Annotated in this window: 26 protein-coding genes; 21 read left to right on the top strand and 5 right to left on the bottom strand. The window is 57.5% G+C overall.

What is annotated here, in order from left to right:
- The first annotated feature begins 94 nt into the window (after window positions 1-94).
- The 14 genes from acpP (at window position 95) to rarD (ending at window position 12,462) form a co-directional block, all read left to right on the top strand.
- The gene (gene acpP, locus CR159_RS01475) at window positions 95-334 is read left to right on the top strand and encodes an acyl carrier protein (RefSeq protein ID WP_013742768.1); all 240 of its coding nucleotides are present in this window, start codon (window positions 95-97) and stop codon (window positions 332-334) included.
- Between the two features lie 151 nt (window positions 335-485).
- Window positions 486-1,715, top strand: coding sequence for a beta-ketoacyl-ACP synthase II (fabF, locus tag CR159_RS01480; RefSeq protein ID WP_102072210.1), 1,230 nt, complete (start codon window positions 486-488; stop codon window positions 1,713-1,715).
- Between the two features lie 19 nt (window positions 1,716-1,734).
- Entirely contained in the window at window positions 1,735-2,199 is a 465-nt protein-coding gene (locus CR159_RS01485) for a hypothetical protein (RefSeq protein WP_102072211.1), read from the top strand.
- A complete protein-coding gene (gene rpoE / locus CR159_RS01490; protein WP_102072212.1) occupies window positions 2,196-2,795 on the top strand; it encodes an RNA polymerase sigma factor RpoE in 600 nt (199 codons plus the stop codon). The genes CR159_RS01485 and rpoE overlap by 4 nt, the downstream gene beginning before the upstream one ends.
- 12 nt (window positions 2,796-2,807) lie before the next feature.
- Window positions 2,808-3,311, top strand: coding sequence for a sigma-E factor negative regulatory protein (locus CR159_RS01495; protein ID WP_102072213.1), 504 nt, complete (start codon window positions 2,808-2,810; stop codon window positions 3,309-3,311).
- Window positions 3,311-4,372: a MucB/RseB C-terminal domain-containing protein gene (locus CR159_RS01500; RefSeq protein ID WP_102072214.1), complete on the top strand. Its 1,062-nt coding sequence runs from the start codon at window positions 3,311-3,313 to the stop codon at window positions 4,370-4,372. The genes CR159_RS01495 and CR159_RS01500 overlap by 1 nt, the downstream gene beginning before the upstream one ends.
- Before the next feature lie 27 nt (window positions 4,373-4,399).
- Complete coding sequence (locus CR159_RS01505) at window positions 4,400-5,890, top strand: Do family serine endopeptidase (protein WP_102072434.1); 1,491 nt, start codon at window positions 4,400-4,402, stop codon at window positions 5,888-5,890.
- A 118-nt stretch (window positions 5,891-6,008) separates the two neighbouring features.
- Window positions 6,009-7,802 (top strand): translation elongation factor 4, encoded by a 1,794-nt coding sequence (gene lepA, locus CR159_RS01510; protein ID WP_102072215.1) that lies wholly within the window; start codon window positions 6,009-6,011, stop codon window positions 7,800-7,802.
- A 26-nt stretch (window positions 7,803-7,828) separates the two neighbouring features.
- Entirely contained in the window at window positions 7,829-8,716 is an 888-nt protein-coding gene (gene lepB, locus CR159_RS01515) for a signal peptidase I (protein ID WP_102072216.1), read from the top strand.
- Window positions 8,716-9,474: a ribonuclease III gene (gene rnc, locus CR159_RS01520; RefSeq protein ID WP_102072217.1), complete on the top strand. Its 759-nt coding sequence runs from the start codon at window positions 8,716-8,718 to the stop codon at window positions 9,472-9,474. The genes lepB and rnc overlap by 1 nt, the downstream gene beginning before the upstream one ends.
- Window positions 9,471-10,361, top strand: coding sequence for a GTPase Era (era, locus tag CR159_RS01525; protein ID WP_102072218.1), 891 nt, complete (start codon window positions 9,471-9,473; stop codon window positions 10,359-10,361). Before rnc ends, era begins: the two co-directional genes overlap by 4 nt.
- On the top strand, window positions 10,354-10,959 hold the full coding sequence (gene recO, locus CR159_RS01530; protein ID WP_102072219.1) for a DNA repair protein RecO: 606 nt from the start codon (window positions 10,354-10,356) through the stop codon (window positions 10,957-10,959). Before era ends, recO begins: the two co-directional genes overlap by 8 nt.
- A 1-nt stretch (window position 10,960) precedes the next feature.
- The gene (locus tag CR159_RS01535; protein ID WP_102072220.1) at window positions 10,961-11,578 is read left to right on the top strand and encodes a PIN domain-containing protein; all 618 of its coding nucleotides are present in this window, start codon (window positions 10,961-10,963) and stop codon (window positions 11,576-11,578) included.
- Complete coding sequence (rarD, locus tag CR159_RS01540; RefSeq protein WP_102072221.1) at window positions 11,575-12,462, top strand: EamA family transporter RarD; 888 nt, start codon at window positions 11,575-11,577, stop codon at window positions 12,460-12,462. The genes CR159_RS01535 and rarD overlap by 4 nt, the downstream gene beginning before the upstream one ends.
- Window positions 12,463-12,617: 155 nt before the next feature.
- Here rarD and CR159_RS01545 read toward each other — a convergent pair whose 3' ends face one another.
- From CR159_RS01545 to CR159_RS01555, 3 genes are all read right to left on the bottom strand, one after another.
- A complete protein-coding gene (locus CR159_RS01545; RefSeq protein ID WP_102072222.1) occupies window positions 12,618-13,319 on the bottom strand; it encodes a Bax inhibitor-1/YccA family protein in 702 nt (233 codons plus the stop codon).
- Between the two features lie 114 nt (window positions 13,320-13,433).
- Complete coding sequence (locus CR159_RS01550) at window positions 13,434-13,880, bottom strand: DNA polymerase III subunit chi (protein WP_102072223.1); 447 nt, start codon at window positions 13,878-13,880, stop codon at window positions 13,434-13,436.
- A 3-nt stretch (window positions 13,881-13,883) separates the two neighbouring features.
- The gene (locus CR159_RS01555) at window positions 13,884-15,392 is read right to left on the bottom strand and encodes a leucyl aminopeptidase (RefSeq protein WP_102072224.1); all 1,509 of its coding nucleotides are present in this window, start codon (window positions 15,390-15,392) and stop codon (window positions 13,884-13,886) included.
- A 55-nt stretch (window positions 15,393-15,447) separates the two neighbouring features.
- On the opposite strand from CR159_RS01555, the gene lptF reads away from it, so the two are divergent.
- Window positions 15,448-16,575, top strand: coding sequence for an LPS export ABC transporter permease LptF (gene lptF / locus CR159_RS01560; RefSeq protein WP_102072225.1), 1,128 nt, complete (start codon window positions 15,448-15,450; stop codon window positions 16,573-16,575).
- A 30-nt stretch (window positions 16,576-16,605) separates the two neighbouring features.
- On the opposite strand, the gene CR159_RS01565 is transcribed toward lptF, so the two are convergent.
- Window positions 16,606-17,559, bottom strand: coding sequence for a LysR family transcriptional regulator (locus CR159_RS01565; protein ID WP_233208126.1), 954 nt, complete (start codon window positions 17,557-17,559; stop codon window positions 16,606-16,608).
- A gap of 146 nt (window positions 17,560-17,705) precedes the next feature.
- On the opposite strand from CR159_RS01565, the gene CR159_RS01570 reads away from it, so the two are divergent.
- The 4 genes from CR159_RS01570 to CR159_RS01585 all read left to right on the top strand — a co-directional run bounded on the left by CR159_RS01570 (window position 17,706) and on the right by CR159_RS01585 (window position 21,947).
- Window positions 17,706-18,917, top strand: coding sequence for an ABC transporter substrate-binding protein (locus CR159_RS01570; RefSeq protein WP_102072226.1), 1,212 nt, complete (start codon window positions 17,706-17,708; stop codon window positions 18,915-18,917).
- Between the two features lie 37 nt (window positions 18,918-18,954).
- A complete protein-coding gene (locus CR159_RS01575; protein ID WP_102072227.1) occupies window positions 18,955-20,448 on the top strand; it encodes a CoA-acylating methylmalonate-semialdehyde dehydrogenase in 1,494 nt (497 codons plus the stop codon).
- A 72-nt stretch (window positions 20,449-20,520) separates the two neighbouring features.
- On the top strand, window positions 20,521-21,471 hold the full coding sequence (locus CR159_RS01580) for a CysB family HTH-type transcriptional regulator (RefSeq protein ID WP_102072228.1): 951 nt from the start codon (window positions 20,521-20,523) through the stop codon (window positions 21,469-21,471).
- 110 nt (window positions 21,472-21,581) lie between these two features.
- Window positions 21,582-21,947 (top strand): DUF2325 domain-containing protein, encoded by a 366-nt coding sequence (locus CR159_RS01585; RefSeq protein ID WP_102072229.1) that lies wholly within the window; start codon window positions 21,582-21,584, stop codon window positions 21,945-21,947.
- 481 nt (window positions 21,948-22,428) lie between these two features.
- Here the strand turns inward: CR159_RS01585 and CR159_RS01590 are convergent, their stop codons facing one another.
- Window positions 22,429-23,085: a C40 family peptidase gene (locus CR159_RS01590; RefSeq protein WP_102072230.1), complete on the bottom strand. Its 657-nt coding sequence runs from the start codon at window positions 23,083-23,085 to the stop codon at window positions 22,429-22,431.
- 294 nt (window positions 23,086-23,379) lie between these two features.
- Between CR159_RS01590 and CR159_RS01595 the strand changes: the two genes are divergently transcribed.
- Entirely contained in the window at window positions 23,380-23,787 is a 408-nt protein-coding gene (locus CR159_RS01595) for a GlcG/HbpS family heme-binding protein (protein ID WP_102072231.1), read from the top strand.
- Window positions 23,784-25,130, top strand: coding sequence for an MFS transporter (locus tag CR159_RS01600; protein ID WP_102072232.1), 1,347 nt, complete (start codon window positions 23,784-23,786; stop codon window positions 25,128-25,130). Before CR159_RS01595 ends, CR159_RS01600 begins: the two co-directional genes overlap by 4 nt.
- The last annotated feature ends 14 nt before the right edge of the window (window positions 25,131-25,144 follow it).

Raw genomic sequence — 25,144 nt, forward strand, 5'->3', positions numbered from 1 at the left:
GTATTCGGTAATGCCGTTTTTTTATCATAGCCAGCCCCAATAATTCTTTTGTTTGGCTATAATTCGCGGGAATTTTCCCAACTTGGAGATCTGCATGGAAAGCATCGAACAGCGCGTCAAGAAGATCGTCGCTGAACAACTTGGCGTTAACGAAGCCGAGATCAAGAACGAATCTTCCTTCCTTGACGACCTCGGTGCCGATTCGCTCGATATGGTCGAGCTCGTGATGGCACTCGAAGACGAATTCGAAACGGAAATTCCGGACGAAGAGGCCGAGAAAATCACGACGGTTCAGCAAGCTGTTGACTATATCTCGTCGCACAGCAAACAGTAATTTCATTATTTTCGGCGCAGATCCGGAACGCCGGATCATCGCCTTAAGGCGGTTTCTAGGGATTAGTTCGCTGTTTCGCCAAATCTTCACCGATTTGGCGAAACAGCGTGTCTACTCACTTTAAGCCGCTTTTTTATTTTAGGAGTCATCCGTGAAACGACGTGTCGTCATTACCGGTCTGGGTATTGTTTCGCCGGTCGGCAGCGATATTGACAGCGCATGGGACAATATCGTTAATGGGCGTTCAGGTATCGGGCGCATATCGCGTTTCGACCCGTCGACGTTTAACGCCCAGATAGCGGGTGAGGTCAAAGATTTCGATGTCACACAGTACATGAGTGCCAAAGAAGCCAAGCAAATGGATACGTTCATCCATTATGGCGTGGCGGCGGGTGCACAGGCGTGGCGCGACTCAGGCCTTGAAGTCACCGAAGGCAATGCCGAACGCATTGGCAGCATCATCGGTTCCGGCATAGGGGGCCTGCCGCGCATTGAAGAACAGCAAGTCGAGTATCTCGAACGCGGCGCCCGCCGTATTTCGCCGTACTTCGTGCCTGCATCGCTCATCAATCTTATTTCAGGACAGTTGTCCATCATGCTGGGCCTGAAAGGCCCCAGCTATGCGGTGGTTTCCGCATGCACGACCGGTTTGCATTCCATCGGCGACGCAGCACGCCTTATCGAGTACGGTGATGCCGATGTCATGGTGGCGGGTGGTGCTGAGTCAACAGTTTCCCCCTTGGGCATTGGCGGTTTCGCGGCCATGCGGGCCTTGTCCACACGCAACGACGACCCGACTACCGCATCGCGGCCCTGGGATCGCGATCGCGATGGCTTCGTACTAGGCGAAGGCGCAGGCGCCCTGGTGCTTGAAGAATACGAGCACGCCCGCAAGCGCGGCGCGCGCATATACGGCGAGTTTGCCGGATATGGCATGAGCTCCGACGCCTATCACATTACGTCTCCCGATCGCGATGGTCCAAGGCGCGGTGTGGTCAACGCTTTGCGTAACGGCGGCATCAATGCCGACGAAGTCGATTACGTCAACGCGCACGGTACTTCTACGCCGTTGGGCGACAAGAACGAAACAGAAGCGCTCAAGCTGGCTTTCGGTGATCACGCCAAGAAGCTGGTGGTCAATTCCACCAAGTCCATGACCGGCCATCTTCTGGGTGCTGCCGGCGGAATCGAGGCCGTGTTTGCCACGCTCGCCGTTTATCACCAGATATCGCCACCGACCATCAATATCTTCAATCAGGATCCTGAATGCGATCTTGACTATTGCGCCAACCAGGCGCGCGACATGAAGATCGACATCGCACTGTCGAATTCGTTCGGCTTCGGTGGCACTAACGGATCCATGATCGTGCGGAGGCTCTAAGCTGGAGCGCACCGTCGCCATGGTCAGGCAATGGCCGGTTCAGCGTCCGCGCTGGGTCCGCCTGCTTGGCATGGCGGCGTGTTTCGGCGGCCTTTTTGCCTTGGCCTATGCCGGATGGCCTCTGGTCAGCACTGATCTTGCGGCTTGTGTCCTTGCCCTTGCTGCCCTGGCACTGGCCGGCAAATGGACTATTTGCCGCATGACCGATTTTCCTGCGCAAGCAGGTACACTGTCCCTGCGTGATGGCGGTCTTTGGGAAGTCACGTTATATGGGACGACGACTACTATGTGCCTCACCCATGCCTGGCCGGCATTTGCATGGATGACTCTCCAGCTGCGGGAAACCGCGGGCGCTTCAAGCAAGCCGATTGAAGTCACCATCTGGAGATCAACCGTGTCCGGGCAGGCCTGGAACGAATTGTGCGTACACGTTGCCCGGCAAGTTGCCATGCCTGGCCGAGTCCTGCAAAAGGAAAGCCTATGAGCGAACGTGACGTAGACGCAGAATTGGTCGCCCGCGTGCAGCGCGGCGACAAACGCGCATTCGACCTGTTGGTATTGAAATATCAACGCAAGATCATGCGCCTTCTGTCGCGCATGGTGCGCGATCCCTCGGAAGTCGAAGACGTTGCCCAGGAATCGTTCATCAAGGCATATAGGGCTCTGCCGCAGTTTCGCGGAGACAGTGCCTTCTACACCTGGCTTTATCGCATCGCCATCAATACCGCTCGCAATTGGCAGGTGGCCAACGGACGTCGTCCGAGCACCCCAAATGCAACAGAAACGGAAGATGGTGAAACTTTTAGCCCGATTGATAACCTAACAGACATCAGTACCCCGGAATCGTTGTTGGCCAGCCGGCAGATCGTGGAAACGGTCAATGCCGCCATCCATACGTTGCCCGAGGATCTGCGCACCGCTATCGTCTTGCGTGAAATTGAAGGTATGAGCTACGAAGATATTGCATCAAGCATGGGTTGCCCCATAGGTACGGTGCGTTCGCGTATTTTTCGCGCCCGTGAAGCTATCGCGGCGCAGTTGCGACCTGTGTTGGGTAATGATCCCGAGCGTCGTTGGTAAGGAGTTTTGAAAATGCAAGCAGCCAATCAAGCCAGGCCCGATCACGAGCAGGCATCATGGGAAGCCTCCGTATCCACCTGGATCGATGGGGAGGCCGAGATTCGGCCTGAAGACCTCGACAGCCCCTACGGCCGGCAGGTATGGGACACCTACCACCTTATCGGCGACGTGCTGCGCAACCAAGACCTGGCCATCAAGCCCAGCGATTTTTTCTACGCACGCGTGTCCAAGGCGCTTGACGCCGAACCCTCCATCGTGGCGCCGCGCAACTTGCATGGACGCAGTCCGGCGCGCCTGGGGTTATCCGGCCTGGCGGTTGCCGCCGCCGTCGCTACCGTGGTGTGGGTCGCCTTGCCTTATTTAACAGGCCCCGAAACTGCCGGATCGCCGCCCGTGCAGGTAATGGCCAGCGCCGCCGACGATCCAGGTCTTCGGGACTACCTCGACGCTCATCGGGAAATTTCCGGATCCAGCGCGGTAAGACAAGTTTCATTTGGTTCGGGAGCTTCCAGGTAATGGCTGTAGTGGGGCAAACATCGACTCGCTTTCCTCAGAACGGTATATCGCAGCGGATGGGCGCAAATCTGGTGTGTTACCTGCTGGTCCTTACCGCCACGGTGGTACTTGCCCGACCAGGCCAGGCAGCCGGCAGTCCCCAGAGCCTTCCCGCGGATCCGGGCATTGTGCTGTTGCAGAAGGTACAGGCGGCGGCTCGCGAACTTGACTACTCCGGCGTCTACACCTATCAGCAGGGCACCATGATGGTGTCGTCCCGTGTCGTCCATATCGTTGACGGCACTGGCGAACGCGAACGCATTGAAATGCTCGACGGCCCGCCACGCGAATACGTCCGGCATAACGATATTACGCAGTGCCTGATTCCGGAGAAGAAGCTGATCATTCTGGAACGCCGGCGCGGTGACCGATTTCCTGGCATGCTGCTGGATGACGGCAAAAGCATTCCCGCGAACTACGTCATCAAGATCAGCGAATCGCATAATCGAATCGCCGGTCGGGAATGCACCATAGTCGAATTGGTGCCCAAAGACCAGCAACGCTATGGCTACCGAATATGCACCGACAGCAAAACGAATCTGCTGCTCAAAGCACAAACGGTGGATAGCGATCAGGCCGTCATCGACCAAATCTCATTTAATAGTTTGCAAGTGGGCGACAAGGTCGCTTCCCAGGACTTGGCAAGCAGCTGGAATACGCGCGGCTGGGAAATAGTCGAAACGCCCATGAAGTCCGTGAATCTGGCCAAGGACGGCTGGCGAATTCCAGTTCCTCCCGGATTTCACGCCCTCACGCAGGTATCGCGTCCCATGAAGGCCGGCAGGAAAGTCAGCCAGTTGGTGGTATCCGATGGCATCGCCGCGATTTCCGTTTTCATCGAGCCCTTCGATGACGCGCACGATAACCCCTTGGCCAAAGGCGCCATGCGCAGAGGAGCCATGAACGTCTTCCGTACACGGATCGACGACTATTGGCTCACGGCATTGGGCGAAGTCCCGGCACAGACATTGCGCGATATTGCAGAGCGCACCGAGTATGTACCCGCAGCAGGGAACAAATAACTTTAATTTCCAAACAGGAGTCTCATGATGCTTTCTACCCCAGTAGGCAATAGCAAAATCACGCAGATGATAGCCTGCGCGTCGGCGAGTCTGTTAGTGGCCTTGTCGCCGCTCGGAAGCACGGCCGCCGCCCAGACAGCTCCAACGCCCACCTTGTCGGTGCCCGATTTCACGTCGATTGTTGCCAAGACCGAAGGTTCGGTTGTCAATATCCGCACGACCGAATCCGTGCCGGCGCGCGGTCCCGGAATGGGCCCTAATAACAACGACCCCTACGACATGTTCCGTTGGTTTTTCGGACCTGATTTCGCGCCGCCGGGCATGCCGGGACCGGGTCAACGCAATAGGCCTTCGCCAGCACCCCAGGAAAAAGAACGCACTGTTCCGCGCGGAGTGGGATCGGGCTTTATTATTTCGGCGGACGGCTATGTGTTGACCAACAATCATGTCGTTGCAAAAGCCAACGGCATTTTCGTCACCATGACATCCGGCAAAGAATACAAGGCCAAGGTCATCGGTACGGACGCAAGAACCGATGTGGCCCTGTTGAAGATCGATGCCACTGACCTTCCGCCCCTGCCCATCGGCGACTCGACCACGCTCAAGAAAGGGCAATGGGTATTGGCCATTGGCTCTCCATTCGGACTGGACTCCACCGTTACCTCGGGCATCGTCAGCGCGATCAACCGTGATACGGGCGATTATCTGCCATTCATCCAAACCGACGTGGCCGTCAATCCCGGTAATTCGGGCGGGCCGCTCATCGACCTGGCCGGACGCGTGGTAGGGGTGAACTCCCAGATCATTTCCCAAAGCGGCGGATTCATGGGTATTTCGTTGGCCATTCCCATCGACGAAGTGATGCGCGTCGTTGAACAGCTCAAGGAACACGGCAAGGTAACGCGTGGCCGTATCGGTGTACAGATCGGACCTGTCTCCGATGATGTCGGCAAAGCCATAGGCCTGCCCGACGCCGAGGGCGCCATGGTCAGCAACGTCGAACCCGGTGGCCCGGCCGACGAAGCCGGTATCCGTGCCGGTGACGTTATCACCAAATTCGATGGCAAGAATATTACCCACATGACCGACTTGCCGCGCATTGTCGGGGCGACCAAACCCGATGCACGCGTCTCGATGGAAGTCTGGCGCAAGGGCAAGACCGTAACCTTGAAGGTTAAGGTGGGCGAGATGCCGTCGGCGGAAGGTGAAACCGAAAGCGGACAACCCGAGGCACCCAAGGCGGCTCCGACTGATGCACTGGGCCTGAAGGTAAGCGCGGTGTCCGAAGCGGCCAGCAAGAAGATCAAGGGCGGCGTTCAGGTCGTCGAGGCTGAAGGCCAGGCGGCCGCCGCAGGCCTCGCGGCGGGCGATATCATCCTGACCATCAACGACACCGATGTCACCAGTCCGGAGCAGTATGCGAAGCTGGTTGCGGGCCTCGATAAATCCCGTGCGGCAGCCTTGCTGGTGATGCGGGGCGACCAAACCCAGTGGGTGACAGTGACGCCCGGAAAATAATCTCCAGAAACGGCTAAAATGGCCCGATAGCAAAAGGGGCGCGCCCTGGGCGCGTCCCTTTTGCATGTTTCCTTTAATATCCGCTCATGTCTTTCGGTGGGCTTCTTTTTTCCGGTTTATGGATCACATCCGCAACTTTTCCATCATTGCTCATATTGACCACGGCAAGTCCACATTGGCCGATCGCCTGATTCATCGTTGCGGAGGGTTAGCTGATCGTGAGATGTCCACGCAAGTCCTCGACTCCATGGACATTGAGCGCGAGCGCGGCATTACCATCAAGGCCCAGACCGCAGCCCTGAGCTATAAGGCCAAAAATGGCAAGGTCTACGCGTTCAACCTTATCGATACCCCGGGCCACGTCGATTTCTCATACGAGGTCAGCCGTTCTTTGTCGGCCTGCGAGGGCGCGCTGCTCGTCGTTGACGCAACGCAGGGCGTCGAAGCCCAAACAGTTGCCAACTGCTACACCGCCATCGAGCTGGGTGTGGAGGTGGTTCCGGTCCTGAATAAAATGGATCTCCCATCAGCGGATCCTGAAGGCGCCCGTCAAGAGGTCGAGGACGTCATCGGTATCGACGCCGGCGACGCAATCCTGTGCAGCGCCAAGACCGGCATGGGTATCGACGATATCCTGGAGACTATCGTTGCCAAGATCCCGCCGCCGGTGGGCGATCGGGAAAAGCCGTTGCAGGCCTTGATCATCGACTCCTGGTTTGACAACTATGTGGGCGTGGTGATGCTGGTGCGCATCGTCAATGGCGTGCTCAAGCCCAAAGACAAGATTCTGCTGATGGCCGAAGGGTATACCCACCTTTGCGAGCATATCGGCGTATTCACGCCCAAGTCGGAGCCTCGTCCCGAATTGTCGGCAGGCGAAGTAGGATTCATTATTGCGGGCATCAAAGAGCTCGAACACGCCAAGGTGGGTGACACCATCACGCTGGCGGGCAAGCCCGCTGCGTCGGCCTTGCCGGGTTTCAAAGAGGTCAAGCCGCAAGTATTTGCAGGCTTGTATCCCGTGGAAAGCAGCGAATACGATCAATTGCGCGTGTCGCTGGAAAAACTCAAGCTGAACGATTCATCGCTCATGTTCGAGCCCGAAGTCTCGCAAGCGCTGGGCTTCGGCTTTCGTTGCGGATTCCTGGGACTGCTGCACATGGAAATCGTGCAGGAGCGCCTCGAACGCGAGTTCGACATGGACATCATCACGACGGCGCCCACCGTGGTGTACGAGGTCGAGACCCGCGACGGTTCGATGCTGATGATCGAAAGTCCCTCGCGCATGCCCGAAGTGGGCAACATCACCGAAATCCGTGAGCCCATCGTCACCGTGACGCTGTTCATGCCGCAAGAATACGTAGGAGCCGTCATGTCGCTGTGCATGGTCAAGCGTGGTGTGCAGCTGAACATGACCTACCACGGGCGACAGGTTCACCTGATGTACGAAATGCCGCTGGCCGAGATCGTCCTGGATTTCTTCGATAAGCTCAAATCGGTTTCCCGGGGTTACGCGTCGATGGACTATGAGTTCAAAGAGTACCGTGCGGCCGACGTGGTTCGTGTCGACCTGCTGATAAACAGCGACCGGGTCGATGCGCTGTCCATGATGGTGCACCGATCCAACGCCAGGTATCGCGGCCGGGAAGTCGTCTCCAAGATGCGTTCATTGATCCCCCGCCAGATGTTCGACATTGCCATACAGTCGGCCATAGGCGCCGAAGTGATCGCCCGCGAAAACGTCAAGGCCTTGCGCAAGAACGTACTCGCGAAGTGTTACGGCGGCGATATTTCACGTAAGAAGAAACTGCTGGAAAAGCAGAAGGCCGGCAAGAAACGCATGAAGCAGGTGGGCAACGTGGAGATTCCTCAAGAAGCATTCCTGGCCATTCTGCAGGTTGAAGACAAGTAAATGAAAAACAATAAGGTGTATCGGGTATGAGCTGGGATTTTGCGCTGGTCTTGTTTTTGTTGCTGGTACTGACCGGAATAGTCTGGTGTCTGGACTTCTTCTACCTGCGTTCCCGGCGGCGTGCCGGTGCTGTGGCCGCCATGGCGGCAACCGGGCCGGCCGTGGCCGGGCTGGAGCACACCGAGGCATCCCGCATCCGCCAGGAGGCCTATGACAAGGCTAACCATGCCCCGTGGTGGGTGGAGTATTGCGTCAGCTTCTTCCCCGTTATTTTGTTCGTGTTTGCCCTGCGTGCCTTCGTGGTCGAGCCATTTCGCATTCCTTCGGGTTCCATGCTTCCCACCTTGCAGGATGGCGACCTGATTCTCGTCAACAAGTTTCAGTACGGTATACGTCTGCCCGTTATCGACAAGAAGGTCGTTGATATCGGTTCACCCGGGCGCGGCGATGTGATGGTGTTTCGCTATCCCGTCGATCCCGGCGTAGACTATATCAAGCGCGTGGTCGGGTTGCCCGGCGATATCGTGCAGTATCAGAACAAGGTTCTGTCCATCAATGGCAAGGAAGTGCCCCTTGAACGCGATGGCGATTTCTTCGAACCTGACCGTTCGGCTTACGTAGGGCGCTACACCGAGCAGCTCGGTCCGGTCACGCACAATATCTTGCTTAACAAGCAGGCGGGGCAAGACTATATGGCTATATCCGATTACCCGTTCCGCGACAATTGCGAATACTATGGCAACGGCGTCCGGTGTACGGTGCCGGCAGGCCATTACTTCATGATGGGCGATAATCGGGATAACAGCCTGGACAGCCGTTATTGGGGCTTCGTACCCGACAAGTATATTGTGGGGCGGGCTTTCTTCATCTGGATGAACTTCAAAGAGCCTGGCCGCATAGGCCGGTTTCAGTAATGACTAGCGTCGACTCCCTGCAAACGGCACTGAACTACCAGTTCGTCGACAAGACGTTACTGGACCAGGCGCTGACGCATCGCAGCCATAGCGCCCACCACAACGAGCGCCTGGAATTCCTGGGTGACTCGGTGCTTAATTTCGTCGTCGCGGCCCTGCTGTTCAAGCGTTTTCCCAAAATTGATGAAGGCGATTTGTCCCGCCTGCGCGCCAACCTCGTCAAACAGTCGTCCCTGGCCGACATCGCCACCCGTTTGTGCCTGTCGCAATATTTGCGATTAGGCGAAGGTGAGCTCAAAAGCGGCGGTTTCCGGCGTCCGTCCATATTGGCGGATGCCCTCGAAGCTGTCCTGGGCGCCGTCTTCCTGGACGGCGGTTTCGATGCAGCGCAAAAGGTGATAGCGGGCCAGTATGAGTCCATATTGCTCCATGTCGATCCCAAGACCCTGGGCAAAGATCCCAAGACGCTTCTGCAGGAACTCTTGCAGGCTCGCAAACTTGATCTTCCTGCCTATACCGTAATCGCCACACACGGTGCGGCGCATAATCAGCTGTTCGAAGTCGAATGCCAGATCCCCAAGCTGGAAATCAAGGTCAATGCACCTGGTTCCAGTCGTCGTGCCGCTGAACAGTCGGCCGCCGAACTCGCCATTGCGGCCATCCATGCGTTGGCGCCCGCCAAAGGGTCCCGTCCCGCGCGCGCCCGCAAATCAACACAGTTGTCATTGCCTGTGGCAGTGTCCCAGGAGAACAAATGACCCATCCATTTCGTTGCGGCTTCGTTGCCGTCGTAGGCCGACCCAATGTCGGCAAGTCCACGCTGGCCAATGCCCTGATAGGCAGCAAGATATCGATCGTCTCGCGCAAGGCGCAAACCACGCGCCACCGCATCAACGGCGTACTGACACGCGAGCATGAGCAGTTCGTCTTTGTTGACACGCCGGGATTCCAGACACGCCACGGCGGTACGATGAACCGCATGATGAACCGCGTGGTCACCCAGGCCTTGGGCGACGTCGATGTGATCCTCCATGTGGTCGAGGCGGGGAAATGGTCCGCCGGTGATGCGCAGCTCTTGCCCTTGCTGCCCAAGGACGGCCAAAAGACGATATTGGTCGTCAACAAGGTCGACGCCCTCAAAAGCAAGAACGATATGTTCGCCTATGTCAACAAGATCATGGCGCAGCACCCTTATTCCGCTGTCGTGCCTGTCAGCGCCCTGCGCGGTGTGCAACTTGAAAATCTGCTTGGTGAGATTGCCCAGCGCTTGCCCGAAGGCGAGCCCATGTTCGAGGCCGACACGCTTACCGATCGTCCCATGCGTTTTATCGTGGCCGAACTCATACGCGAAAAAATATTTCGTTTGGTCGGGGATGAGCTTCCATACGGGTGCACGGTGGTCATCGAGGAATGGGAAGAAAACGAGGATGGCGTCCGAGTTGCGGCCTGCATTGTGGTCGAACGCGAAACGCACCGGCCTATTCTGCTTGGGGCCGGCGGTGCGCACATGAAGCGCATGGCGACCGAAGCCCGCCAGGACATGGTCAAGCTGCTGGACAAGACGGTGCACCTCGAAGTCTACATCAAGGTTCGCAAGGGCTGGTCCGACCGCGAGAGTACCTTGCGCGAACTGGGATATGACTAGACGGGTATCGCGCGTCCAGGATGCCATCGGCTACTTGCTGCATTCCGCCGCCTGGCGTGAAACTTCGCTGATCGTCCAGGTCTTTACACGGTCCTACGGAAACATGGCTCTGGTAGCCAAAGGGGCGAAACGCCCCTACTCGGTATTGCGTCCTGTGTTGACGGCCTTCCAGCCAATAGGCTTGTCATGGAGCGGGGCGGGCGAGGTGAAGACCCTGACGCGCGCCGACTGCGTTGGCATACGGCCACTCAATGGCCGCGCATTGATGTCGGCCTGGTATATGAACGAGCTGCTATTGCGCTTGTTACCCCGTGAGGACCCCCATCCGGTGATCTACGATGCCTATGACGCGGCCTTGCAGCAGTTGGCAGGAACAAGGACGGAGGGGCAACCCTCGCGGTCGGCGGCAAGCGCCTTGCGCCGATTCGAGTGGATGTTGCTCAACGAAACCGGCTATGGCCTGGGCGATGACGCTCCCGACTTTGACGATTCCGCACTCGAACCGGAATTGCGCTTATCCCTGAGGCAACGGCTGGACGAGCAGTTGGGCCGCCCCTTGCTGACCCGCAAGGTCTTGATGGAATTGCAGCGTTACTGAAATGGACAAGCCTGTTCTCCCCCAGATCCTGGTCCTCGATACCTGTGTGCTGATTTCCAATGTGCTGCGTCGCTTGTTGTTGCGCCTGGCGGAGCAAGCCTGTTTCCGTCCCGCTTGGAGCAGCATCATCGGCGACGAATGGCAACGCAACGCATCCCGCCTGTGGGGAGTTTCCGCCTCTGATGTTCAACTTCAGTGGCTGGCGCTGCAGGCCGATTTTCCGGACGCCGACCAGGGTGAGATCACCCCATTCAAGGCCGGCCTGCGGCGCAGCGACCCCAAGGACTGGCACGTGATCGCAGCCGCTCGCGCCGCAAAGTGCAGGGCGGCCGGCCTACCGGCGGCAGGCGTTCCTGTGACGGGGGCATCGGCCGGTATTGTCACGCGCAATATCAAGGACTTCAATCGTACTGAATTGCGCGGCTATGGGGTAACGCTCTTTGATCCGGATGAGCTGTTGGTCCGGTGTCTGCTGCAGTACCCGCTACAGGCTGCGGCCGCTTTTGATGAAATCCCCGGCTTTGCGCTCGCGCCGGGAAAAGAGCTGGAATCGCTCGACGTGATATTGCGGCGTGAACGGCTGTTCCGGCTAAACCGGCTTTATCCGTGTCGCCCATGAAGCAAGGCATCGCACTTTCGATCTTTTCATCGGTATTGTTTGCGGCGCTTTATTACTACGCGACCCTGCTGTATCCGCTGGATGGCGGCGCTATTTTTTCCTGGCGCATTCTATTGGGCCTGCCTGCCGTGGCCCTGCTGGTTTCGCGCGCCCGGGCGTGGGGCGAGGTGGGGCAGATAACTCGCCGTTTGCGCCATGAGCCATGTCTGTGGCTGCTGCTGGCGCTTAGCGCGATCCTGATCGGCGCCCAGTTATTGTTGTTCGTGTGGGCGCCTTTGCATGGCCGGGCGCTCGATGTGTCGTTGGGCTACTTCCTGTTGCCACTGGTCATGGTACTGGTGGGACGCTTTCTCTATAACGAGCGCCTGACCCGGATACAAGTCGCGGCCGTGGTAATGGCCGCAGTGGGCGTGGGACATGAGCTATGGCGGGTCGACGCTTTCTCGTGGGCCACCGCGTTGGTGATGTTCGGCTATCCGCCATATTTCATCTTACGCCGGATGCTGCGCATGGGCACCTTGAGTGCGCTGTGGTTCGATATGCTGTTCATGCTGCCTGCCGCCTTCTGGCTGCTGTATATCCAGGATGGCAACGTCGTGGATCAATTTGGCCAGAATCCCGGCCTGTGGGTCCTGGTTCCACTGCTGGGCCTTATCAGCTCGGCGGCGCTCGTCTCCTACGTTTCAGCCAGTCGCAAATTGCCCATGGGGCTCTTTGGCATACTCGGCTATATCGAACCTGTGCTGCTGTTTTGGGTGGCCTTTCTTCTTCTGGGCGAGCCTATGGCTGCATCGGCCTGGTTGACGTATATCCCGATATGGATGGCGGTACTGGTGATGGCGGGCGAAGGACTGTACCGGTGGAACAAGGACGCCCGGCAATAGAAAAAGCCCCCACGCACGTCCACTGCGTGGCCGCGCTGCCCCCCGAGGGGGCGCTTTTTTATCTTGGGGCGGCCCGGCGATAAAAAAAACCGGCCAGTAAACTGGCCGGTGGTGTAAGTTTGCGTGGCTACGCAGGCAGCCGTGTGGCTTCAAACTTATTCGCGATTTCCGCCGAAGATGCCGAGCAGCATCAACAGGTTGGCAAAAATATTGTAGACATCCAGGTAAATGGCGAGCGTGGCTGAAACATAGTTCGTTTCGCCGCCATTGATGACGCGCTGCAGATCGACCAGCAGCAATGCCGAGAAGATGGCAATGGCCATTACCGAGATGGTCAGCATCAGGGCAGGCAGTTGCAGGAAGATGTTCGCAATGGATGCCACGATGAGAATGACCACGCCAATAAGCAGGAACTTCTGCATATTGGAGAAGTCTCGTTTGGTCGTGGTGGCAACCGTGGCCATTGTGCCGAAGACGGCTGCTGTGCCGCCAAACGCCATCATGATGAGTTGCGAGCCATTGGCCAGGCCCATTACGTGTCCCAGCAAACGCGACAGCATAATGCCCATGAAGAACGTGAATGCCAGCAGCAGGGCGACGCCTAATGAACTATTCTTGTTGCGTTCAATGAGGTACATGAGCCCGAATGCGCCAATCAGGAAAACGATGGCGCTGGTGCCGGGGCTTGCGCCCATGACTTGGTTGATGCCGGTGTTCAGGCCGACCATGGCGCCCAGCACGGTAGGCACCAGGGAGAGCGCCAGCAGCCAGTATGTATTGCGCATGACGCGGTTGCGCACAACCTCGCCCGTGGCATAGCCACGGTCAGGCAATGTGGTTTGACGAAGATCGCTCATGGTGTGTCCTTTAATGTGTGTGGCTGGTCAAAGGGACTGTCCCTTTTTATGTAGTACCAAGATTAACTTACAAGTTGCTGAATTTGCAAGTGGGGCAGGTGTTGGTAGCGTGGATCAAGGCTTTTTCGACACATCGTGGGCATGAAGGTCGTACCCTGCAGTCTTGTATTGGCGCCAGCGCTCCCGTGCAGCCGCCTTGTCGTCGACGTGGTCGCCGACGATTTCAAGAATGCGCGGGAATTTTTCAGCTGCAGGCGGGCAGGCTAGATCGAGGTTGATCAGCCAAGGGGACCCTTGCGCGGCATCCGGCATGGCAAGGGCGGGGGCGTCTGACGTAAACAGTACGGTCGTTTGTGGCGCCAACGGGTCGCCCGCCATGACATGCGGTATGAAGGCTGTCGGGTCGAAGCCCCATAACAGGCGATCGAAATGGTTAAGCCTTTGCTTGTCCTTGGTATATACCACCAGTCGACGCCCGGCCAGGTAATGTTTACGCACGACTTCACACGCCATGCCCAGGCGGTCCGGCGCCCCGAATGCGAAATCGACGCGGGTTGGCATGGCCTATATTGCCTGGTCGACGAGGTATTGAACCAGCAGCGGCACGGGCCTGCCCGACGCGCCTTTGTCTTTTCCGCTGCGCCATGCCGTTCCGGCAATGTCCAGGTGGGCCCATGGGTACTTGCCGGTGAACCGCGAGAGGAAGCACGCAGCGGTGACGGATCCTGCCGGCGGCCCGCCGATATTGGCCATATCGGCAAAATTGGAGCGCAGCTGTTCCTGGTAGGCGTCGTCCAGGGGCATGCGCCAGGCTGGATCGTTGGTGTCGCGTCCGGCTTGCAGCAGGCTGTGGGCCAAGGCGTCATCCGCGCTGAACAACCCTGTATTGATATGCCCCAGGGCAACGACGCAGGCCCCGGTAAGTGTGGCCACGTCGATCACGGCAGCAGGCTTGAACCGCTCGGCGTAGGTCAAGGCATCGCACAGGACCAGTCGGCCTTCGGCATCGGTATTAAGGATTTCTATGGTCTGGCCGGACATGCTGGTGACCACGTCGCCGGGTTTGTTGGCCCGCCCGCTGGGCAGGTTCTCGCATGAAGGGATCAACGCGATGACTTCGCGATCGAGTTCCAGCTCGGCAATGGCGCGCACGGTGCCCAGCACGCTGGCGGCGCCGCACATGTCGTACTTCATTTCGTCCATATTCGCGGCGGGCTTGATGGAAATGCCACCCGCATCGAAAGTTATGCCTTTGCCCACCAGGACTATGGGCGCCTTCCGGTTCTTGGCCGATGGCTTTGGGCCTGCCGGGGTATGCTTCAATACAATAAAGACGGGTGCTTCATACGAACCTCGCGCCACCGACAGGAAAGACCCCATCTGCAGGGCTTCGATTTCCTTGCGGCCCAGAACTTCGGCTTTAAGCGTCTTGAATTCCTTGGTCAGCTTTTTGGCGGTATTGCCCAAATATGTCGGTGTGCAGATATTGGGCGGCAAATCGCCCAGCAAACGCGTAAGGTTCATTCCATTGGCAATCGCCCGGCCTTCACGCAGGCCGGTTTGTGCTTCGGTGGCCTGGGTCCGCGATACCCACACCGCAATCTTACGCAACTTCGATGGCGTGTCGCCATCGCGCTTGCTGAGGGTTGCGTTGTAGTGGTAGGTGGCGCGCCCGGCTGCCATTGCCGCCGCACGCGCACGTGCGCGCAATGTAGAGTTGGCGCACTCGATCGCCGCAAGCGTCGAGACACCTTCTGCCAGATTCGCGCTTACACTATAGTTAGCGAAGGCGAGCTCACCCCCGGCATGGCCTGCCGCGTTGTAGCGCTCTTGTTTGCCGAGTCCCACCAGAACCACCCGGACCGCCGCGACGCCGGGAAGGTTTCTTAACACCAGATGCGTGCCCGGTTTGGCCTTGAATTCGGAACTTAGAACACTGCGCAGTGCACCGTTGCTGGCATGGTCGATAATATCGGCTGCGGGGCTCAAGATACCGTCGGCAAATACCCCTACCGCGAGCGCGGCTGTCTTGATTTGATGCAAGGAAGCCGTAGTCTGTGTGCTAAATTCCATTCGAGTTTCCAGAAAGTGTCCATAGGATGCTTATGATTATCCCGCATATTCTCTCATGTCACTATTCAAACGTTCCGTTGTATCTGAAATCCTGAGTCACGCTGGTGTCGTGTTCTCTACATTATTGGTCGTTTGGCTCAGTGTATTGCTCGTCCGTTTATTGGGAGAGGCCGCCAACGGCGCTATCGGTGCCGATGTGGTGGTGGGGCTGGCGACGTTTTCCAGTATTACGGCATTGCCGGTCATACTGGCGGTCTCTTTGTTCATTGCCGTGCTCACCACGATTACCCGGAATTTTCGCGAATCCGAGATGGTGGTCTGGTTCGCCAGCGGCCTGTCATTGAAGGACTGGATCGGACCGGTGCTGCGTTGTGCCGTGCCCGTCGCCGTGATGATCGCTGTTCTTACGCTGTTTGCATCACCTTGGGCATATCGCCAGATCAGCGAGTATCGGCAGCGCTACGAGCAACGCTCCGACCTTTCCAAGGTAACGGCAGGGCAGTTCATCGAAACCCAGGATGGTGCACGGGTGTTTTTTGCGGAAGAGCCTACTGAGCCTGACCAGGAACTGGGCAATATCATTGCGCGCGTGATCGATCCAGAATGGCTCAGCGTTATTACGGCGGAGAGTGCGCGTATCCAGATGGAGCCTAACGGCGACCGGTTCCTGGTGCTTAACGAGGGCCACCGCTATGACTTGAAGCCAGGCCAGTCGGAGTTCCGCCTGGTCGACTTCGACCGTTATGGCTTCCGCCTTGAAAGCAGCAGCGATGCAAGCTCGGCCGCCGCGGTCAGGGAAGAGGCGGAGCGCCAGATCAAGGCGCGGCCCACGATGCAGCTATTTGCCGACAACAACGACAATGCGCGGTCGCAAATCATGTGGCGAATCGCCTTGCCGCTTGCGGCGCTGAACCTCGCCTTGCTGGCGATACCGCTGGGCGCGGTGAATCCACGACTGGGTCGATCCGGCGACCTTTTGATCGCCGGCTTGGTAGGCTTGCTGTATATGAACCTTATCAACCTGTCCCGCGGCTGGATCGGCAACGGCCAGCTCCAGTTCGGCGTAGGCGTGTGGCTGGTGCATGCCGTCTTCACGGGCTTGATGATGTATATGATGTGGCGCAAGTTGCGCGTCAAGGCGCCCAAGGCGCCGAAAGTGACCACCGATCCCAAGGCTGCCTAGCGTGCAAGATATGGCTGCGGCCGGCTGCAGTCAGAAGGGCTCTTCCTGTAGGTATTGCAGAGCTGTTCCGCTACCCTGCAACAGAGGGCCGTTCAGCTGTACGGATTTTTTCAGGAAGTCCCATAGCGCCATCACGCGCCTGGACTGACGCAGATCTTCATGGCAGTACATCCAGAAGCTGCGTGTCAGGACGACGTCTTCTTCAAGCACGGCGCGCAGGCGCGGATCCTGCGCCGCCATGAAGCAGGGCAGAATGGCCAGTGACTGCCCTTGCAGAACCGCCTGGTACTGCGCAATGACGCTGGTACTTTTGAAAATCACCCGATCCGGGGGAACGATATCGTCCAGGTAGCGTAGCCGGTCGCTGAAAAGCAGTTCTTCGACATAGCCGATGAAGCTGTGTCCAGCCAGGTCGGCCAGACTGGCTATGGGCGGTCGCTGATCCAGGTATTTCGTTGCACCGTACAGCTTCAGCGAGTAATCCATCAGTTTGGTACATAGGTATGGGCCGCGCTGGGGGCGTTCCAGCGATATGGCGATGTCGGCCTCGCGCTTCGATAGGCTGATGAAGCGCGGGACCGGCATGATATCCAGCGTAATGGCCGGGAACCGGCGCTGGAAGTCTGTCATGAGTGGCGCCAGTACATAATTGCCGAAGCCCTCGGTACAACCCACGCGCAAATGCCCTGAAAGGGTTTGCGATTGTCCCGAAACGTCCTCGCGTGCGGACAGCAGCGTGCTCTCGATTTCTTCGGCGTAGGAAAAAAACCGAGTACCTTCCTCTGTCAGCGTAAAGCCGCTAGACTTGGATTTGTTGAAGAGTATGGTTCCGAGTTCCTGCTCCAAGGCGTGAATTCGCCGCGATACGGTGGTGTGCTGCACACCAAGGCGCACGGCGGCGGCGCTGACACGCTGCGTGCGGGCCACTTCAAGAAAATAACGCAGTCCATCCCAGTCCATAAAACCTTGTGCATTAATTGGCATTCAATGTGCAAATATTTTGATGGAATTTAGTTTTTTACACAACTACACTGCATGAGTGGCTCGAAGCGCCCTCGCGTTGGAGTGGAGGGAGGTCCGGGCTGCCCAAATAAGCGCATTACGACGCAAAAATAACGACGGAGACAAACATGAACAAACTCACACTATCGCTGGCGGCCAGTCTGTGCTTGGGCCTTGCAGGTACGGCCCAGGCCAAGGCGCCACCGGTGAAAATTGGCGTGCTTACCGATATGTCGGGTACCTACGCGTCCATGGGCGGACCTGGTTCGGTGGCTGCGGCTCAACTGGCCATAGACGACTGCCTCGCCGCCGAATGTAAGGGCATGGAGATATCGCTGGTGTCGGCCGACAATCAGAACAAGGCTGACGTTGGCGCGGCCAAGGCCAGGGAATGGTTCGACCGGGATGGCGTCAGCGCCATTGCCGACCTGACCAACTCGGCGGTCGCGCTGGCTGTACAGGGCATCGCTAAGGAAAAAAATAAAGTCGTCATGTTCTCCGGGCCGGCGACTACTGGCCTTACCAACGACAGCTGCTCGCCGGTAGGCTTTCACTGGATGTTCGATGTCTATTCTCAGTCGGTGGGTGGCGTTCGGGCCATGATAGGCAAGGGCGGCAAGTCCTGGTATTTCGTCACGGTCGACTATGCCTTCGGACATTCCTTGCAGAAGGGCGCCGAGGACATGGTCAAGGAACTCGGCGGAACCGTGGTGGGCTCGGTACTGCATCCACTAAATGTGGCTGATTTTGCTTCCTACCTTTTGCAGGCGCAGACTTCCAAGGCCCAGGTTGTGGCATTGGCCAATGGCGGCGCCGATGTCGTGAATGCCATCAAGCAGGCGCGCGAATTCGGTATCGTAGCCGGCGGTCAGCGCCTGGCTTCCTTGCTTATCTTCCTGTCTGACCTCCGTGCCCTCGGGCTGGAAACCGCGCAGGGCCTGACCTATGTCGACGGCTTCTACTGGGACTTCGATGAAGGCACGCGTGCCTGGTCGAATGAGTTCGCCAAGGCATTCAAGGGTCAGAAACCCACGATGACGCATGCCGGCGTCTATTCCAGCGTAAGGCACTACCTGAAGGCGGTGGCCGCATCGGAATCCACCGAAGGCGACGTGGTTGCCGCCAAGATGCGCGAGATTCCAATCAAGGATTCGATCATGCACAATGCCTCGATACGTCCTGATGGCCGCGTGATTCACGATATGTATCTGTACGAGGTAAAGACGCCAGCTGAATCCAAGAACGAGTGGGATTTATCCAAGCTGGTCGCGACCATCCCCGCCAATGAAGCATTCCAGCCTTTGTCCCAGTCGACATGTCCATTAGTCAAGAAAAGTTAATTTCATTTTGCATCATGAATGCGCCAAGGAGACCTTAATGAGTGCAGTTCCCCGTATTCCACTACTTATCGGTGGTGAGCTTGTGCAGTCGAAAACAACGCAGTGGCGTGATGTTGTTAATCCCGCCACCCAAGAGATTGTTGCGCAAGTGCCGTTTGCAACCAAGGAAGAACTGGATTTGGCGGTGGCTAACTCCAAAGAGGCGTTCAAGACTTGGCGCAACGCGAGCCAGGGCACGCGCATGCGTGTGATGCTGAATCTGCAGAAGCTGGTGCGCGACAACACCGGTGCGCTGGCGAAATCCATTTCGCTGGAGCACGGCAAAACGCTGCCGGATGCCGAAGGTGAAGTAGGACGTGGCCTGGAAGTCATCGAGCATGCCTGCTCGATTGCTTCGCTGCAGTTGGGCGAGTACGCCGAAAATGCGGCCTCGGGCATCGACGTCTACACCCTTATTCAGCCTTTGGGCGTTGTTGCCGGCATTACGGCGTTCAACTTTCCCATCATGCTGCCGTGCTTCATGTTCCCGTTGGCCGTGGCCACGGGCAATACCTTCATTCTGAAGCCCTCCGAGCAAGATCCAAGTTCGTCATTGATGCTGGCCAAGCTGGCTCTTGAAGCCGGCTTGCCGCCTGGCGTGCTGAACGTCGTGCATGGCGGCCCGGAGACTGCCAATGGCTTGTGTGACCATCCCGATATCAAGGCCATCTCGTTCATTGGCTCGACTCATGTCGGTACGGAAATCTACAATCGCGCTTCCAAGGCGGGCAAGCGCTGCCAGGCAATGATGGGCGCCAAGAACCATTGCGTCATTCTTCCCGATGCCGACCGCGAAGTTGCCCTTAATCAACTTGTCGGTGCCGCGTTTGGTGCTGCCGGCCAGCGTTGCATGGCCACCTCCGTTGCGGTCATGGTGGGTGAGGCGCGCGAGTGGTTGCCCGACTTTATCGAACGCGCCAAAAAGCTCAAGGTCAGCATCGGCACCGATCGCGATGCCGACCTCGGACCCCTGGTGTCGCCCAATGCCAAGAAGCGTGTAGAAGGCCTGATTCAGCAAGGTGTTGACGAAGGTGCCGAACTGCTGCTCGACGGGCGAGGGCTGTCGGTCTTGAACTATGAAAAGGGTAATTTTGTCGGTCCAACCATTTTCAACAACGTGACCGCCGATATGGCGATTTATCGTGAAGAAATATTCGGCCCGGTGCTGTCGATTGTGAGCGTCGATACGCTCGAAGAAGCGGTTGAGTTCATCAATCGCAATCCGAATGGCAACGGTGTCGCCGTGTTCACCCAGGATGGCGGTTCCGCGCGCTATTTCCAGAATAATATCGATGTCGGCCAGATCGGCATCAACATTCCTATTCCTGTTCCCGTTGCATGGTTCAGTTTCACCGGCTCACGCGGCTCCAAGCTGGGCGATTCCGGTCCTAACGGCAAACAGGCCGTCAATTTCTGGACACAGACAAAAACCGTTACGGCACGCTGGTCAGCACATGCTTCCGGGGTCAATACGACTATTTCTATGAAGTAAGCTTATAACCACAAAGAATATATTTTAATTTCTTTATTACATATAATAGCCCTTTCCGAAAGGGCTATTTTTATGAATCTTCAGCAATTCCGCTTCGTTCGTGAAACGATCCGCCGTAATTTCAATTTGACCGAGGCGGCGCGCACGCTGTATACGTCGCAACCGGGCGTATCGAAAGCCATTATCGAATTCGAAGACGAGCTTGGGCTGAAGATCTTTGAACGCCATGGCAAGCGCATAAAGGGGCTGACCAAGCCTGGCCATGCAGTGGCCCAGGTCATTGACCGCATCATGCGCGAAGTCGATAACCTGAAAAAGGTCAGCGACGAATTCGCCCGGCGCGACGAGGGCGGCTTGGTCATAGGCTGCACGCATGCCCAGGCCCGCTACATCCTGCCGAAAGTCATTCCCGCCTTTCGCGAGCGATTTCCCAAGGTCAGGGTCTCACTGGCGGAAGGCAGTCCTCCAACCTTGGCCCAGATGGTTCTGCATGAACAAGCCGACGTCGCTATTGCCACCGAGACCCTGGCTCTTACTCCGGGCCTTGCCGCCATGCCGGTGTACTCATGGGAACACACCATCGTGGTACGACCGGATCATCCCCTGGCGGAGCTGACATCCAGCGCCGCCAAAGCCATAACCCTGGAGCAGCTTGCCGAGTACCCGATTGTGACCTACGACCACGCGTTTTCCGGCCGAGGCACTATCGACGAAGTATTTGCCGCCCATGGTATCCGTCCCGATATCGTACTGGAAGCCATCGACGCCGACGTTATCAAGACCTATGTCGACGTAGGGTTGGGAATTGGAATCATTGCGGGCATGGCCTTTGATCCACGTCGCGACAAATCGCTGGTGGGATTACCGGCGGGCCACCTTTTCGGCACCCACGTTACCCGTGTCGCGGTCAAATCGGGCGTTTTCCTGCGCGACTATGTCTACGTCCTGCTCGAGATGTTGCAGCCCTCGCTCACGCGGGATGTGGTGCAGGAAGCCATCGATAAAGGCCACAAGCCGGATTGATCGCCAACGGCGAGGCTCCCTACCAAGTGTAAATACCCACACAACGTTGTTGACTTTGATAATAAGAATGATTATCGTTACGGAACTGGTTTTCTTGATCTGGAGTCATCATGTCCGAAGTCGTCAGCGCAGTAGTGGTAGGGGCCGATCGATTGGGAAATATTCCTGATCTGCTCAAAGGTCACAACATCGCCATCCGGCAGCATATCAGCGGTCGCGATCCGTCTCATCAGAAGAAAACACTGCAGCTGCCCTCCGGTACCCAGCTGCTGATACTGCTCACAGACTTCCTGGGGCATAACGTCATGAAGACATTCCGCGCCGCGGCCCAGCGTTCTGGAATACGTGTACTTGCCTGCCGTCGTTCGGTTTGCAGCATGAAACAGGCTTTGGACCAGTGTGGGTACTGTGAGGCATGTCCAGTTCAGAAGAGCGGTAACGGTCAACCAGTTCGGTTTGTTTCCAGGCCCGGCTAGGCGGCCCGGCTAGCGCACTTTCGGTTCGAGTGTTTACGGCACTATGCTTTAGTGACGCTTTCCTGCTCTTATGACGTTGTCCTGTTTTTATGACGTTGTACGGGGTGGGTGAGGGCATTCCGGCACGGCGTGCTTATTTCCGCGTCTGCCTCGTCCAGCCGGGCGTCGGCCGAACTCCCTGCGCTGCGCTTCGGTCAGACAGCGGCCGACGACACCCCCCCGGCTTCCCTTCGTCAGCACGCGGCGCACGCCTACACGCCGGACTGCCCCCACTCACCCCGTACAACTGCGCAATAGAAACTTGCCGACCTTACGGCTTGAGGTGCACGGTGGTTAATGGGCTCGTCCAAGCTTCGCCGACACACCCGTCTTTCTCAAGTACGAAAGCCGTCGCCAAAACGAAACGGCAGCTTGCATCGAGCAAAGCTGCCGTGGTCCGACGAGGTGAGGTGCAGTGCCTGAAGCAAGGCACTGCGGAAGATTATCGGTTGGCTGCCGCCAGGGTGCTGGAAGTGGTATTAGCCGCCAGTCGGCGCGCGCCGTTATAGCGCTTCTTCCAGTAGGCGATATCCATGCTTTCGATGCGCACCACGGCGCCTGCGCGCGGAGCGTGCACGAATTTTTTATCGCCCAGGTAGATGCCTACGTGAGAATTTCGGTGCCCGCGGGTATTGAAAAATACGAGGTCGCCTTTTTTCAGCTCGCTGCTTTTGATCGATTTGCCTTCACGCGCTATTTCGGCCGACGTGCGAGGCAGTTTCAAGCCCAGCGATTTTTCCGCCGCATAACTGACCAGGCCGCTACAATCGAAACCGGTGTTGGGTGTTTCCCCGCCAAAGCGATATTTGATGCCCAGCATGTTCAGCGCGGCTGTAGCGAGTGTCTTGCTTGGTTTTGAACTGCCGCGAGATGGCTGCGGTTTACCGGCAAGATAGGCGCCTAATGGATCGGACTGGGTATAGGAAAGATAATTATCGCGTGCGGACTGGGCCGGATCGGCCTGGGCTTGCTGATTTTGCGCGTTGGTGGCGCAGCCGGCAAGCGCAACAACTGTAACAAGTAGAAAACATTTGGCGCCGCGCCAGAAATTGTCAGTGGAGATGGAGTGGGACAGGCGTGATTTCAAGGAAGGCGGCATGGTCGTTTTTCGTTTTCGCTTAAAGAGGGTATTTGCGATATGTATCGATTTGCTGGTGAATTTAAGCTAAATCGACAACATAATGCATGAACACGCCTTTAAAAGCGTGTGCCCTACACGTATTGCACAAGAATGAGGCCTCGAGTTTAACGAATCATGGCGTGTCGGTAAAGAAGTATTTCCGCCTTTTTTGACTTTACTCAGTAGCAGCGGCGGGATAGTCTATGGGCTGTTTGGCGGCGTTGCCGGCAAGTTAGTAGCATAACGTTTCAATTCAACTAGGGAATGTTTCCGATGTACACAAAACCAGTTCTAAGTATTACCGATGTGAAATCCATATTGGACGCCGCACAGGCTTTTGCGGTGAAGCAGGGTTGGGCCGTCACCATTTCGGTGGTGGACGACGGCGGGCATCTCTTGGGACTGATACGCCTTGATGACGCGGCCCCGATTTCGGCCCAGATATCGCCGGCCAAGGCGCGTACTGCGGCGCTGGGCCGTCGGGAGTCCAAGGTTTACGAGGACACCATCAATCAAGGCCGCTATTCTTTTCTTTCTGCACCAGGCCTTGAAGGCATGCTCGAAGGCGGTGTGCCTATTGTTGTCGACTCGACGGTGGTCGGTGCGGTAGGCGTCTCGGGTGTCAAGTCCAGCGAAGATGTCGAGATCGCACGCGCCGGAATTGCCGCTCTCACTCGATGACCCAAGCCCGCGCGCAAGCATCGTCCGATGCCGCTTTGACTTTTTCCTTTCGTGACGCCGTCAATCCCGGCGTCACGAAGCGGGAAGTATGGGCTTGGGCGATGTACGATTTTGCCAATTCGGGCTACACGACAGTCGTCCTGACTACGGTATTCAGCGCCTACTTCGTGGGCGTCGTCGCCGAGGGAAAATCATGGGGCACGCTGGCGTTTACCGCGGCGCTGTCTCTTTCATACCTGATGATCATGCTGAGCATGCCTGCCCTGGGCGCCCGTGCCGACGCCCGGGCCGGCAAGCGCAGGCTCCTGTTCACCAGTACTGTCGGCTGCGTGGCTGCGACATGCCTGCTCGCGTTCACCGGGCCGGGTGATATCGCCTGGGGCTTGCTTGTCATTGCCTTGTCCAACTACTGTTATTGCGTCGGCGAATCCATCGTGGCGGCATTTTTGCCGGAAATTGCCCGGCCCCGGGCACTGGGCCGGGTGTCGGGCTGGGGCTGGAGCTTCGGCTACTTCGGCGGCATGCTCACTCTGGGACTTGCCTTGGCGCTGGTAGCCTGGGCCAGTGGTCGCGACCTGCCTGCAAGCCAATACGTCCCGTATGTCATGGTGTTGACGGCCGCGATATTCATGATATCTGCCATACCGTCCTTTCTGTTCCTGCGTGAACGCACGCCGCCCAGCCTTAAGAAGCCTGAAAAGATGCTGGCCAGCCTGCTGGCAGCTTGGCACGACACGCGTCAGAATTTTGCCGACTTCCGGCTTTTGCTGTTGTGTGGAGCGTGCTACCACGCGGGCATAGCCGTGGTCATTACCTTGTCTGCCGTATATGCCACCCAGGCCATGGGATTTACCATGGCACAGACGATGATGCTGGTGTTCACGGTCAATATCGCGGCGGCGGCGGGGGCCTTTCTTTTTGGCTATCTCCAGGACAGGATCGGTCACAAGTCGGCCCTGGCTATTACGCTGGTGGGCTGGATCATTATGATCCTGGTGGCTTACGCGGCCGTGCAGGTGTGGGTATTCTGGGTGGCCGCGACACTGGCTGGACTGTGCATGGGTACCAGCCAGAGTGCGGGCCGTGCAATGGTGGGCGCTTTGGCGCCACAGACGCGACTGGGTGAATTCTATTCATTGTGGACGTTTGCCACCCAGCTGGCTGCCGTGGTCGGCCCTTTATGTTATGGCCTCGTAACGTGGATGACCGATGGCAATCATCGTCTTGCCTTGTTGTTTACCGGTATATTTTTCGTGGCAGGTCTTCTTGTGCTCACTCGCCTGGATTTCACCAGAGGGGCATTGGCGCGTGAAGGGCACCCGCGCGATATGATATCGGCATGAGTCCTCAGTACGGT

It is taken from the genome of Pollutimonas subterranea, from assembly GCF_002849655.1.
In the GTDB taxonomy this organism is placed as follows: domain Bacteria; phylum Pseudomonadota; class Gammaproteobacteria; order Burkholderiales; family Burkholderiaceae_B; genus Pollutimonas; species Pollutimonas subterranea.

Bases quoted from the DNA above. Each gene is read 5' to 3' on its own strand.
- acpP (WP_013742768.1), top strand. From the start codon at position 95: ATGGAAAGCATCGAACAGCGCGTCAAGAAGATCGTCGCTGAACAACTT.
- CR159_RS01485 (WP_102072211.1), top strand. From the start codon at position 1,735: ATGGTCAGGCAATGGCCGGTTCAGCGTCCGCGCTGGGTCCGCCTGCTT.
- rpoE (WP_102072212.1), top strand. From the start codon at position 2,196: ATGAGCGAACGTGACGTAGACGCAGAATTGGTCGCCCGCGTGCAGCGC.
- CR159_RS01495 (WP_102072213.1), top strand. From the start codon at position 2,808: ATGCAAGCAGCCAATCAAGCCAGGCCCGATCACGAGCAGGCATCATGG.
- CR159_RS01500 (WP_102072214.1), top strand. From the start codon at position 3,311: ATGGCTGTAGTGGGGCAAACATCGACTCGCTTTCCTCAGAACGGTATA.
- CR159_RS01505 (WP_102072434.1), top strand. From the start codon at position 4,400: ATGCTTTCTACCCCAGTAGGCAATAGCAAAATCACGCAGATGATAGCC.
- lepA (WP_102072215.1), top strand. From the start codon at position 6,009: ATGGATCACATCCGCAACTTTTCCATCATTGCTCATATTGACCACGGC.
- lepB (WP_102072216.1), top strand. From the start codon at position 7,829: ATGAGCTGGGATTTTGCGCTGGTCTTGTTTTTGTTGCTGGTACTGACC.
- rnc (WP_102072217.1), top strand. From the start codon at position 8,716: ATGACTAGCGTCGACTCCCTGCAAACGGCACTGAACTACCAGTTCGTC.
- era (WP_102072218.1), top strand. From the start codon at position 9,471: ATGACCCATCCATTTCGTTGCGGCTTCGTTGCCGTCGTAGGCCGACCC.
- recO (WP_102072219.1), top strand. From the start codon at position 10,354: ATGACTAGACGGGTATCGCGCGTCCAGGATGCCATCGGCTACTTGCTG.
- CR159_RS01535 (WP_102072220.1), top strand. From the start codon at position 10,961: ATGGACAAGCCTGTTCTCCCCCAGATCCTGGTCCTCGATACCTGTGTG.
- rarD (WP_102072221.1), top strand. From the start codon at position 11,575: ATGAAGCAAGGCATCGCACTTTCGATCTTTTCATCGGTATTGTTTGCG.
- CR159_RS01545 (WP_102072222.1), bottom strand. From the start codon at position 13,319: ATGAGCGATCTTCGTCAAACCACATTGCCTGACCGTGGCTATGCCACG.
- CR159_RS01550 (WP_102072223.1), bottom strand. From the start codon at position 13,880: ATGCCAACCCGCGTCGATTTCGCATTCGGGGCGCCGGACCGCCTGGGC.
- CR159_RS01555 (WP_102072224.1), bottom strand. From the start codon at position 15,392: ATGGAATTTAGCACACAGACTACGGCTTCCTTGCATCAAATCAAGACA.
- lptF (WP_102072225.1), top strand. From the start codon at position 15,448: ATGTCACTATTCAAACGTTCCGTTGTATCTGAAATCCTGAGTCACGCT.
- CR159_RS01565 (WP_233208126.1), bottom strand. From the start codon at position 17,559: ATGCCAATTAATGCACAAGGTTTTATGGACTGGGATGGACTGCGTTAT.
- CR159_RS01570 (WP_102072226.1), top strand. From the start codon at position 17,706: ATGAACAAACTCACACTATCGCTGGCGGCCAGTCTGTGCTTGGGCCTT.
- CR159_RS01575 (WP_102072227.1), top strand. From the start codon at position 18,955: ATGAGTGCAGTTCCCCGTATTCCACTACTTATCGGTGGTGAGCTTGTG.
- CR159_RS01580 (WP_102072228.1), top strand. From the start codon at position 20,521: ATGAATCTTCAGCAATTCCGCTTCGTTCGTGAAACGATCCGCCGTAAT.
- CR159_RS01585 (WP_102072229.1), top strand. From the start codon at position 21,582: ATGTCCGAAGTCGTCAGCGCAGTAGTGGTAGGGGCCGATCGATTGGGA.
- CR159_RS01590 (WP_102072230.1), bottom strand. From the start codon at position 23,085: ATGCCGCCTTCCTTGAAATCACGCCTGTCCCACTCCATCTCCACTGAC.
- CR159_RS01595 (WP_102072231.1), top strand. From the start codon at position 23,380: ATGTACACAAAACCAGTTCTAAGTATTACCGATGTGAAATCCATATTG.
- CR159_RS01600 (WP_102072232.1), top strand. From the start codon at position 23,784: ATGACCCAAGCCCGCGCGCAAGCATCGTCCGATGCCGCTTTGACTTTT.